Annotated in this window: 12 protein-coding genes; 3 read left to right on the forward strand and 9 right to left on the reverse strand. The window is 39.4% G+C overall.

The window, feature by feature from the left end; translation table 11 throughout:
* Positions 1-30 precede the first annotated feature (30 nt).
* The gene (gene rsmI / locus ACFE6N_RS17930) at positions 31-744 is read right to left on the reverse strand and encodes a 16S rRNA (cytidine(1402)-2'-O)-methyltransferase (protein ID WP_378938659.1); all 714 of its coding nucleotides are present in this window, start codon (positions 742-744) and stop codon (positions 31-33) included.
* 117 nt (positions 745-861) lie between these two features.
* On the opposite strand from rsmI, the gene serS reads away from it, so the two are divergent.
* Complete coding sequence (gene serS, locus ACFE6N_RS17935) at positions 862-2,133, forward strand: serine--tRNA ligase (protein WP_378938661.1); 1,272 nt, start codon at positions 862-864, stop codon at positions 2,131-2,133.
* Between the two features lie 100 nt (positions 2,134-2,233).
* Here serS and ACFE6N_RS17940 read toward each other — a convergent pair whose 3' ends face one another.
* The 5 genes from ACFE6N_RS17940 to fabV all read right to left on the reverse strand — a co-directional run bounded on the left by ACFE6N_RS17940 (position 2,234) and on the right by fabV (position 6,397).
* On the reverse strand, positions 2,234-2,548 hold the full coding sequence (locus ACFE6N_RS17940; protein WP_090983032.1) for a hypothetical protein: 315 nt from the start codon (positions 2,546-2,548) through the stop codon (positions 2,234-2,236).
* Positions 2,549-2,643: 95 nt separating this feature from the next.
* Entirely contained in the window at positions 2,644-3,330 is a 687-nt protein-coding gene (locus ACFE6N_RS17945; RefSeq protein ID WP_378938663.1) for an SIMPL domain-containing protein, read from the reverse strand.
* A 519-nt stretch (positions 3,331-3,849) separates the two neighbouring features.
* Complete coding sequence (locus tag ACFE6N_RS17950) at positions 3,850-4,302, reverse strand: cold-shock protein (protein ID WP_090983040.1); 453 nt, start codon at positions 4,300-4,302, stop codon at positions 3,850-3,852.
* Positions 4,303-4,514: 212 nt separating this feature from the next.
* Positions 4,515-5,051: a GNAT family N-acetyltransferase gene (locus ACFE6N_RS17955; RefSeq protein WP_378938666.1), complete on the reverse strand. Its 537-nt coding sequence runs from the start codon at positions 5,049-5,051 to the stop codon at positions 4,515-4,517.
* A gap of 152 nt (positions 5,052-5,203) precedes the next feature.
* On the reverse strand, positions 5,204-6,397 hold the full coding sequence (gene fabV / locus ACFE6N_RS17960; RefSeq protein ID WP_378938668.1) for an enoyl-ACP reductase FabV: 1,194 nt from the start codon (positions 6,395-6,397) through the stop codon (positions 5,204-5,206).
* A gap of 919 nt (positions 6,398-7,316) precedes the next feature.
* Between fabV and ACFE6N_RS17965 the strand changes: the two genes are divergently transcribed.
* Both ACFE6N_RS17965 and ACFE6N_RS17970 read left to right on the forward strand, forming a co-directional pair.
* Complete coding sequence (locus ACFE6N_RS17965) at positions 7,317-8,024, forward strand: DUF2490 domain-containing protein (protein WP_378938670.1); 708 nt, start codon at positions 7,317-7,319, stop codon at positions 8,022-8,024.
* Positions 8,025-8,110: 86 nt separating this feature from the next.
* Positions 8,111-9,001: a hypothetical protein gene (locus tag ACFE6N_RS17970; protein WP_378938673.1), complete on the forward strand. Its 891-nt coding sequence runs from the start codon at positions 8,111-8,113 to the stop codon at positions 8,999-9,001.
* A gap of 212 nt (positions 9,002-9,213) precedes the next feature.
* Here ACFE6N_RS17970 and ACFE6N_RS17975 read toward each other — a convergent pair whose 3' ends face one another.
* From ACFE6N_RS17975 to ACFE6N_RS17985, 3 genes are all read right to left on the reverse strand, one after another.
* Positions 9,214-9,660, reverse strand: coding sequence for a DinB family protein (locus ACFE6N_RS17975; RefSeq protein WP_378938675.1), 447 nt, complete (start codon positions 9,658-9,660; stop codon positions 9,214-9,216).
* Positions 9,661-10,434, reverse strand: coding sequence for a hypothetical protein (locus ACFE6N_RS17980; protein WP_378938677.1), 774 nt, complete (start codon positions 10,432-10,434; stop codon positions 9,661-9,663).
* 446 nt (positions 10,435-10,880) lie between these two features.
* The gene (locus ACFE6N_RS17985; RefSeq protein WP_378938679.1) at positions 10,881-11,612 is read right to left on the reverse strand and encodes a head GIN domain-containing protein; all 732 of its coding nucleotides are present in this window, start codon (positions 11,610-11,612) and stop codon (positions 10,881-10,883) included.
* Positions 11,613-11,716 lie beyond the last annotated feature (104 nt).

Here is an 11,716-nt window from a genome sequence, read left to right on the forward strand (position 1 = left end):
AAAATTGTATTGTGGTTTAGATTTTTGATGCTAATCTTCAGCATCTTCATATTTGTTTTTGCTTTTAATATTGGGTTTCCCCGCTATGCAAATTACAAATTCTCCCTTTAAAGTATTGTTTTCAAAATGTGATTTTATTTCCAGCAAGGTTCCGCGAACCGTTTCTTCGAACATCTTAGTCAGCTCTCTACTTACGGATGCCTGCCTGTCGGCACCCAAATACTGCGCAAACTCCTCTAAAGTTTTTAATAAACGGTGCGGACTTTCGTAAAGTATAATGGTACGTTCCTCTTCAGCCAATTTTTTAAATTTGGTTTGCCTGCCTTTTTTAACCGGCAAAAAACCTTCGAAACAAAATGCATCAGCAGGTAAACCCGAGTTAACCAGGGCAGGAACAAAAGCTGTTGCACCTGGTAAACATTCTACCGCGATATCATTTTTCAGGGCTTCGCGTACCAGAAAAAAACCAGGATCTGAAATGGCGGGCGTACCGGCATCAGAGATGAGGGCAATTTTTTGACCTTCGTTTAAAAACCTGATGATTTCTGAAGTGGCCTTGTGTTCATTGTGCTGGTGGTGTGAGAAAACTCTTTTGTCGATCCCAAAATGTTTGAGCATAGGGGCACTGGTACGGGTATCTTCAGCGAGGATCAGGTCGCATTCTTTTAATATACGGATTGCCCTAAAGGTCATATCCTCCAGATTGCCTATGGGCGTTGGTACGAGAAAGAGTTTGCCATCCATATTTTTCTGTGTTCGTCATTGCGAGAAGGAACGACGAAGCAATCTTTTTGTGTAGAGATTGCCGCACTGCGTTCGCAATGACGACTTAATTATTATCTTTGCTTAAAAAATTAAATAATGCTGCAAGTTAACTATATCCGCGAAAATAGAGAGAAAGTTTTAGAACGTTTAAGTATCCGTAATTTTAAACAACCAGAACTGGTAGACGAAATCATTAGAATTGATGAAGAACGTCGTTCCACTCAAACTTCGTTGGATAGCATTTCTGCTGAAGCTAACGCAGCTGCCAAGCAGATTGGCGATTTAATGCGTACGGGTAAAAAAGAAGAAGCGGAGGCCATTAAGGCACAAACGGCTTCTCACAAGGAAAATATTAAAAACCTGAGTGATCAATTGAATGAGTTGGAAACTGCTCAGCACAATTTGATTGTTCAATTGCCTAATTTACCCTATCACCTGGTAAAAAAGGGATCTACTGCAGAAGAAAACGAGGTTGTTTTAACACATGGCGAGCCTGCTCAGTTACCAAGCAAAGCGTTACCACATTGGGAGCTTGCGGCGAAATATGATATCATCGATTTCGAATTAGGCGTAAAAATCACTGGTGCTGGTTTTCCTGTTTATAAAGGAAAAGGAGCGAGGTTACAGCGGGCGCTGATCAATTTCTTTCTAGATCATGCAACTGCTGCAGGTTATAAAGAAATGCAGGTACCGCATTTGGTTAATGCAGCTTCAGGCTTTGGTACTGGCCAGTTACCAGATAAAGAAGGGCAAATGTACCATTCAACTGTTGATGATTTATATTTAATCCCGACAGCAGAAGTTCCGGTAACCAATTTGTACCGTGATGTCATTCTTAAAGAAGAAGATTTACCGATAAAAAATACAGCTTATACACCTTGCTTCCGTAGGGAAGCAGGCTCATACGGTGCTCATGTACGTGGTTTAAACCGTTTACACCAGTTTGATAAGGTTGAGGTGGTTCAGGTTACCCATCCGGATAAATCTTATGAAACTTTAGAGGAGATGAGCCAATATGTGCAATCTTTATTGAAAGAACTGGGATTACACTACCGCGTTTTGCGTTTATGTGGTGGTGATATGGGCTTTACTTCCGCCATGACCTACGATATGGAGGTATGGAGTGCTGCCCAGGAACGCTGGCTGGAAGTTTCTTCTGTATCAAACTTTGAAACCTACCAGAGCAACCGTTTGAAACTACGTTTTAAAGGCAAAGAGGGAAAAGCGCAGTTGGCACACTCATTAAACGGAAGCGCACTGGCCTTGCCCCGCATCGTGGCGTCTATTTTAGAAAATTATCAAACTGAAAATGGAATTAAAATTCCGGAAGCTTTAGTGAAGTATACCGGCTTTGATAGGATTGATTAGTTTTCGATGAATCGTCACAGCAATGACGATATTTCTAATAAAAAAAGCTTTGCAGCGTTGCAAAGCTTTTTGTTTTTATAGATAGATGTGTTTCTTGCGATTATAAAATCAGGATCAATAACAAAATAATGATGATGATTGCGCCAACTGAAAGGTAAACACCACCAGAAATGGCCCGGGCCTGACCTTTTAATTCTTTTAACTCGCTACGTAAAGCCTTACGCTCTGCTCTGGTTAAGTTCGATTTGTCCATGTCTCTGATTTCTTCAACACGGGTTTTAATTTTTTCCAGTTTCACTGCTTGTTCTGCAGATAATTCTGTTGGGTTTTTCGCAGGTTTGTCAGCTGCCTGAGCTGAATTAAAGCTAATGCCTAAAGCAAATACCAGCGCAAGTGTGTAGATGAATTTTTTCATAATATCTAATTTTTTAGTGTTCAATCTCTAGGTAACAAAAAACCTACCAAAATGTTCTGGTAGGTTTTAAAAGCATTAATTTATTATTGAAATTCTTATTTGATCTCGAAAACCGCATTTACTGTAAAATTCAGTTTAATTTTCTTGAAATCAATTTCAGGTGCACTGGAAGCGTCGGCCATTTCAGCTTTCATTGCATAATTTCTGTAAACAGGTTGCATTACATTGTCCCCGCCATCTTGTATCTCGATCACACTACCTAATTTATCGCCTAGTGCCTCTACCATATATGTTGCTTTCTCTTTTGCGGCCAATAAGGCCTTAACTTTAAGCTCTTTTTTTAAGGTTTCGATTTTAGAATAATCGTAACTTTCAATATTCGTATTGGCAATTCCTTTAGCATCTAAAGATTCTAATATAAGGTTGAATTTGTTTAGATCGCTGACTTTTAAACGGTACTGTTTACTGGCCAGGAAATCAGGATTTTTTTTCTTTTCCGTAGCATAATTCCAGCTGCTTAAGTTGCTAATGGTTAGATTTTCTTTTGCAATACCTGCTTTTTGTACTGCGGCATACAATTGTTTTTCCAACTCTGTAATATCAACTTTTTTCTTTCCGTTTAAATATTCTTTAAGTGAAATACCGATGTAGATGATATCGGGGGTAACTTCTGTTTCTGAGGTACCGCTTACGCTTATTTTTCTACGTAAATCTACTTGTTGGGCCATTGCTGAGGATAAACCTAAAAATGCAACCAGGGCTAGTGCTATTAACTTTTTCATAATTTGTAGTGTTTTTTAACTGTTATGAAGCTTGCATAAGCTTTTTTATATTTAGCTTTTCTGCTTATGCAGGTTTCATATCTATTTTTCTTTGTGTGTACTGTAATGATGTAAATGATATGCAAATTCCACACCGAGATTATGTTTTTTTTATTTTTATAAACGATAGTCGCTTTATAAAAGCTACAATTCGCTAAATAATAACCCTATGTAGTTTACATACAGTAAGATAAATTAAGTATTAATAGCCCGGATAAAAATAGAATTACATAATACAAGTTGCCCACTTAAATATTCAGGCTAATGCACAAGCTAAAATGGTTTGATAGAAATATATCGAGATGATCTTCTAAAAAGGATTTCAGAAAATAAGTTGATGAAAAAAATTATGCGCAAGGTTTTATGCTTAAATAGACGGAATTATAAAGTGGTTATAAAACCTGGCGCAGCAGAGTTTTCTGCAAAATTTTAATCATGTTTTTGCAATTAGGAGTTGCAAAGCGAATAGCGTGTTAGCGGTTAAACTTTTGATACTTTAACTGCCGTTGGTCCTTTTTGGCCCATTTCTACTTCAAACGTAACTTTATCACCTTCTTTAATCTGGGTGATTAAACCGTTTGCATGAACGAAAATACTGTCTTGTGTTTCAGTGTTTTTAATAAAACCGTAGCCTTTGCTGTCGTTAAAGAAAGTGACTGTTCCTTTTTTTACCGGGTTTTCATCAACGATGTCTTCTTGTCTTGAAATGCCGATCTGAATATCTTCTGTATTAATAACTTTCTTTTTCTTCGGGTCTGGCGGAGTAGAAGAGATGTTCCCGTTTTCATCAACGTACGCCATCATATCTTCAAGCGTTAAGCCTTTTTTAGCATTAGCCTGACGTTCTTCTTTTTTTTCTTGTTTGTCTTTTTGTTTTTTTAATCGTTTTTTTTCGTTCTCTTTTTTACTGTATGTTGCCTGAGATTTAGCCATATTTTATTTAATTGTTTTGTTTTTGAAGGGTGAGTGGAAAGGAGAATTATACAAAGATAACAATACTAAAGTACAAACACGATTTTATTCGGTGTTGCACTCTATTTAGAGTAACAACACATGATTAGAGCAAGATGTTTTGCCGAGCTGGCGTGAGGTTAAGTATCGTTAACTGCAGTTTCTTTTATATATTAAACGCTATGGCTAAAATATTATTGCAACGTCTCCCAGTATATCTTGTCGATCTGGTATACGTAATTCCATTTTATTGGCTCGCCATAATAGGCTACCTCTATTTCATCGATTTTTACACCTCCTAATTTTTCAATTGATTTTTGCGAACGAAAGTTAGTCGCACCGATATGTAATACTACTTTATCTATAAATTGAAAAGCATGATTGAACATTAACGTTTTTAAAGCCTTATTATATCCCTTGCCCCAAAACTCACGCGCAATAAAAGTGTAGCCAATGGCAACTGAATGGTCAATTTCATCTAAATCGTAGTACCTGGAACTGCCCACAATTTTATCCGTTCCGTTTTCGTAAATGATAAAGGCACCTTTTGATACTATGGCCCCTTTAAAGAAATTTTCGAATACCGCTCTTTTGTACCGGTCTTTATTGGGGTGCTGCTCCCAAATTAAAGGATCCGAAGCTACAGCAAATAACGCTTCAAAATCAGATTCTTTTAACGGAACTACCTTGATTAAATCGTGTTCTAGCGTGGGCTGTAAATCGAAAATCATTTTATTTGTAATGAAAACGGCCGGCTTTTCGGCCAGCCGTTTGTGATTGTGTTTTAAAATTCGTCATTTCCATGCACCTGGAAATTTTAAAGCCCCTAGCATTACGATTCCCAATTAAGTTGGGAATGACACATCTCTTATGAATTAGTGATTTAATTTACCAAACCTTCAATTTCTACTACTTCCTGGGCATCTTTTTGATAATCAACCTGATCAATTTCGAAACCAAATAAACTTAAGAAATCAGATCTGTAACCAGGTAAATCGCCTATTGCAGGCAAGGTTTCAGTAGTAGCTTCTTCCCAAAGTTTAGCCACTTTAGACTGAATATCCTCACGCATTTCCCAATCGTCTATTCTGATTCTTCCTTTTTCATCAACAGGAACGGCGTTGCCTGTGTATAACCGGTCAGCATATAAACGTTGGATCTGCTCAATTGTACCTTCATGAACGCCTTCTGCTTTCATCACTTTGTACAACAATGAAATATATAACGGAATAACCGGAATTGCAGAACTTGCCTGCGTTACCAACGCTTTATTAACCGATACATAGGCTTTGCCCTCAATATCTTTTAATTTATCAGCTATTTTAAATGCAGTTGCTTCTAAATCATCTTTGGCTCTTCCAATTGTCCCTTTGCGGTATACCGGTTCAGTTAAAGCAGGACCTATATATGAATAAGCTACGGTGGTTGCACCTTCGGCAAGCAAATTTTCAGCTTTTAAGGCATCAATCCACATGGCCCAATCCTCGCCGCCCATTACGGCAACGGTATTGGCAATATCTTCTTCCGTAGCTGGCTCAATGGATATCTCGCTCACCTTACCGGTATGGAAATCGACAGTCTTATTGGTATAGGTACCACCGATAGGTTTTAAGGTAGAGCGGTGTAATACTTCGGTATCAGGGTGTTTTCTTACAGGCGAAGCCAGGCTATAAATAACAAGATCCACCTGACCAAGGTCAGCTTTGATGAGCTCGATGGTTTTGTCTTTAATTTCTTTAGAGAAGGCATCGCCATTGATACTTTTGGCATACAAACCTGCAGCATGAGCTTCTTTTTCGAAGGCTGCAGTATTATACCAGCCTGGTGATGCTGTTTTACCTTCTGAAGGTGCTTTTTCAAAAAATACGCCAATGGTAGAAGCGCCAGAGCCATAAGCAGCAGTAATACGCGATGCTAAACCGAAACCAGTTGATGCGCCAATAACCAATACTTTTTTCGGGCCGTTGATCGCGCCTTTAGATTTTACATATTCAATTTGATTCTTTACGTTTTGCGCGCAGCCATCAGGATGTGCGGTTAAACAGATAAAGCCCCTCATTCTAGGTTCAATAATCATTTTTGTTCTTTTTTACGTTTTGTAATGTTAAAATAAGCGTAGTTTTAAGGTGATGTAAAATGCCTTAATGCCCAAATCTTTAACGAAGATATATTTTTAATTGTTTAACATTAAATGAATTTTAAATTTAGGCGATCAGACTTCTGACCCCGGACCCCTGACTCCCGACTCTTTTAACCGCAAAGTGAGCGGAGTTTTTCGCAAAGAACGCCAAGCTGGAGGTATAATTCAGGCAATTGGACTTCTGACCCCGGACCTCCGACTCCCCACTTTTTTTAACCGCAAAGTGAGCGGAGGTCTTCGCAAAGAACGCCAAGCTGGAGATGTAATTTAGGCGATTGGACTTCTGACCCCGGACCCCTGACTTCCGACTCTTTTAACCGCAAAGTGAGCGGAGTTTTTCGCAAAGAACGCCAAGCTGGAGGTATAATTCAGGCAATTGGACTTCTGACCCCCGACTTTCGACTTTTTTTAATCGCAAAGTGAGCAGAGGTCTTCGCGAAGAACGCCAAGCTTGAGTTATAATTTAGGCGATTGGACTTCCGACCCCGGACCCTTGACTTCCGACTTTTTTAACCGCAAAGTGAGCAGAGGTTTCACGGAGAGCGCAGAGCTGGAGGTGTAATTCAGGCGATTGTACTTCTGACCCCCGACTTTCGACTTTTTTTAACCGCAAAGTGAGCAGAGGTCTTCGCGAAGAACGCCAAGCTTGAGTTATAATTTAGGCGATTGGACTTCCGACCCCGGACCTCCGACTCCCGACTTTTTTTAACCGCAAAGTGAGCAGAGGTCTTCGCGAAGAACGCAAAGCTGGAGGTGTAATTTAGGCGTTCAGACATCTGACCCCGGACCCCTGACTTCGGACTCTCATATATTTCTACTAATTTAGCGGCACACAGGTAAAACCGGTTTATCTATTATGAAAAAAATGCTATTATCTGCCGTGATGGTACTCATCATGGCTTCAGGAAAGCTATATGCGCAAACCCAACATCAAAATTCTGGTTGGTTTATGTTTTTAAATAACACCAGGTTTAATGATAAATGGGGATTGCAATTTGATTTTCAGGCCCGTTCAGCCGATGATTGGGGCTATGTGCGGAATACTTTGGTAAGGCCTGCGTTGCAGTATTTTATCAATAACAAAAGTAATGTTGCATTAGGGTATCTGTGGCAGACCACCACAACAGAAATGACGGGAAGTGCCGATCTTACACTTCACGAACACCGTATTTTTGAACAATACATTTACAATCATAAACTCAGTTCGGTATTTGCAAGTCATAGGTTTAGGGTTGAGCAACGTTTTATCGGCAGAACCGGAGAGGATGTATTTTCGCAGCGGTTCCGTTATTTTGTGAGGTTGATTCAGCCCTTACAGAAAACGCAGCCTGCTTTTACCAAGGGGGCTTTTGTGGCTTTACAAAACGAAGTTTTTTTAAATCTTCAGAACAAAAGCAAAATCAATAACAGTGTGTTTGATCAGAACAGGTTATACCTTGCCGCAGGTTATCGTTTTTCGAAGCAACTCGATCTGGAAGCTGGTTATATGAACCAGGCTACACATGGCCTTTCAAACAATACGGTCAATAACATTATTCAGTTGGCCATATACACCAGGTTTTAATGTTTTAAAGTCATTTTTTACCTGACAAGCCCCGGCGAAGTGTTAAACCTATTGTAAATGATTCGTCTTTTTGCTCAATTTGCCACGTGAAAAAAATAACCATTCTTTTTTTGGCATTCTTGTTTGGCAAGCGGATGCAGGCACAAGAAATTCAAAGCGTTACGACAGACCGTATATCAACTTCTAAAAGCTTATTTAACCCTATACATAGAAGAAATTTTTCGCGTAAAGGCGATTTCTTTTTCAACTGGGGTTATAATAGCTCCTGGTACGGCAAGAGCGATATCAGGTTTCAGGGGCCTAATTATGATTTTACCTTAAAAGATGTTGTTGCACACGATCGACAATCGAAATTGAGCTGGAGTTATTTAAATCCGGGTTTAATTACTGTGCCACAGTATGATATACGCGTTGGATACTTTTTAAAAGATAATTACAGCATTTCAATAGGTTGGGATCACATGAAGTATGTGATGGATATTCCGCAAACCGTTACGATTGATGGTCATATTGGTTCCAATATTTCGCCTACAAACACACCCACCGGAAGCTTGGCTGGCGATTATAACGGGCAAAGTATTAACGTGAAAGAGAATATGCTCACTTATGAGCATACTGATGGCTTTAACTATGCCAATATTGAAATTGAGCGTTATGATGATATCTGGGTTGCACCCGGAGGCAATACTTCCTTGACTTTGGAGACAGGTTTGGGTGGTGGATTAATGGTGCCACGATCAGATGTGCGGCTTTTTGGCCAGGGTAGAAATAACCATTTCAGCATTTCAGGTTATGGCGTTTCGGCAAAAGTTGGACTTAAATTTTATATCTGGAGAAATGTTTATCTGCAGAATACCACAAAATTTGGTGCCACTAATTTAACGAACGTACACACCACAGGTTGGGATGAATATGACCATGCGAGTCAGAAGATTAATTACATTGAAAATATCTGGCTGTTCGGGGTCCAGTTTTAATACGAATTGAAAGAGGTTGAGGCCTCTTTTTTTGTTTAAGATACCTGATTTATAATAACCATGGAAACACAGAAAAAGCACGGAAGTTTCATCGTGCTAATGCATTAGGCTCATTAGCGAAGGGAAGATTTTTCATAGCCAAAGATTTCTTCCTGAATCTTAGGGATCGCTGTGATTCAGGTTAGGCTGCTCATCGCTCACAACTGCTTCAATTACCTATCCAACAGCCTCCGATGGTAATTAATTTGCCCCAGGTGATAAGTTAAATGTGTGCTGAGGTGAACGAGAAAAAATTCGGTAGAGGTTTTTTCCTCTAATACCTTTGTCGGATACTCGTTATCCATTTGCTCCTGGCTTACCCGATCTAAAGTTTTGCTCACCACGGTGATGGTTGCTTCGATCATGCTGATTAATTCCTGCTTTGGCAAATCTTTTAGGGAAAATTCCAGTTCGCGGTTCCTGACATAATCGCTGCCACCTAAAGTAGCGCCGATGTAAGTATTCAGGTTGCCCACGAGGTGGAGGCAGAGGTTCCCCGCGGAATTAGCAATTCCATGGCCTGTTCGCCAAAGATTTTCCTCGTTTTGGTAAGCTTCAATTTCAGATTTCAGCTTGCTAAGATCCCGGTTAAAAAGTTTTTTTAGTGTTTCGGTAAGCATTTATTGCAATAAAGGGTTGATTTTTTTTGCTGGTTGAGATAATATTTCTTTTCCCGCCTTCGTAATAACTAATTGTGCGGGAGGAGCTTTTTTTTCGCCCATTATAATGATAAAGCAGGTGTATATATAGTCGCCGCTTTTAAATTGATAATTGTGGTTGCCGCCACTGCCGTCAGGCTTAAATTTGCCATTGGTTAAAATTAATTTAGGCTTATCGCTCATTTTGTTTTTTATTGGCCATGAGGCATATCGGTAGTTGTCGTTGCCCAGATCATCAATCCTGATCCGGTACTGAGCAGTTTCGAAAACAAGTACCGGTTGTTCAAAATTGCCAATTGACGGATGAACGCTGTTTTTTTCTACATTGATTAATCTGGCTTGTTCTTCTGCTTCCAGCTTCGATTGATGGTTAACAGCAATTAATTTTCCATCGGTATCAAGCCATAATTCGCCGCGTAGCAACATGATACCACGCCAACCCACGTCACTCCAATCGGTTTCCGGTTTACTATTAACGATCTTTTTAGCCAGATTATCATCAAATATTTCTTTGTAACGTTTTACAAATTCCTGTTTGTTTTTAATCGGCGGAATAGGGTAAGCTCTGTTTAAGGGATACTTAATTTTGCCGCTCATTTTCTCTACATCCCCACTTTTAACAGCATTGATGAAAGAAATAACTACGGGACGGTATTTTTTATTGAGGGTTTCTTCCTGCGAATAGGCAAGGTAGGTTATACTGACAAATAAAAGTGCTAATGATATTTTTTTCATAGTAAGGAAGTGATAAGCGAATATAATTTTTTTGAATTGAATACCACTTTGTATCATGTGTTTTTGCATCGTGATAAATGTTTTTGGTATGCCGTACCGACATTTGAATCTGTTGAAATACAATTTTTTGGAAAGCAGGTTCCTGTGTACATCGGTGGCGAAAGTCCTGCCATCCGCTTTACTTCTCTGCGTTCGTGCCCGCTTCTGTCCCTTAGGTTTAAGTTACTTGGGCAGACCTTTCTATCCTAAACCCGACAGCAGCGGCAGCCCCTGATTCTTTACCGATGAATCGGCACTAAAGTAGCATCAAGGCTAAAGCAAATGGCGGGACTGCTATAACCCAAGGGCTTCTGTATTTGCTTTCCAGAAGAAAAAAATATTTTTCTGTAAAGAATAAAAAACGCCCCAGATTTCTCCGGGGCGTTCCTTCTATAATGAATCTGATCTTATATTTTTCTTACGCTACCTGAGCCAATAACTGTTTTATCGACAGTAGGATTACCCGTATAGTTAACGCTTCCTGACCCGCTAATGACAGCCCTGATGCTTTCGCCAACTGCAATGTTCACTGTACCTGAACCGCTAATGGTACTGGTTAATGTTTTTGTAGAAAAAGATTTACCAGCAAAAGTGCCAGAACTGCTGATGACTACTTTTGAGTGGTCTGCACCACCTGTAATATTGATTGATCCTGAACCGCTGACTACACCACTATAGTTATCTACATCTGCTGTTGCCTTAATATTTCCAGAACCACTAACGGTTGTTGTTAGGCTTCCTGTGCTGATTTTCCCATTTACGACTAAACTTCCATCACCGCTAACCGTTAAACTTGCTAATTCTTTTGCTGATACATAAGCCGTTATTTTTTTGCCTTCGTATTTTCTAGACCAACTGGTGATGCTGGTTTGCGGACGGATAACTAAAATATTGCTTTTAACTTCGGTAACAATTGTGGCCAGTGCTTCCGCATCACCTTCTAAACGGCAGCTTTCGTTGTTCCCGAAAGTTACAATCACATTGATAGGGCCCGCTACAGCAACACCATTAAAATTTTTCACGACTCTCTCGTCGCTGTTATTTTTGGAAGCGTTGATGCTGATCTGATCTTTTGCAATGGCATTAAGGCTAAAGCTTAATGTTAAAGAGGCTAATAATATGGCGAATACTTTTTTCATGGTTATAGATTTTGTTTTTTTAGATAAATAATGAGCTTTTTCTATAAGACGTTGGTTTTTTCAAAAAGTTGCGTAACACGAAATTTAATTCTCTCTATCAGTAA

Source organism: Pedobacter sp. BG31 (genome assembly GCF_042464845.1).
Taxonomy (GTDB): Bacteria; Bacteroidota; Bacteroidia; order Sphingobacteriales; family Sphingobacteriaceae; genus Pedobacter; species Pedobacter suwonensis.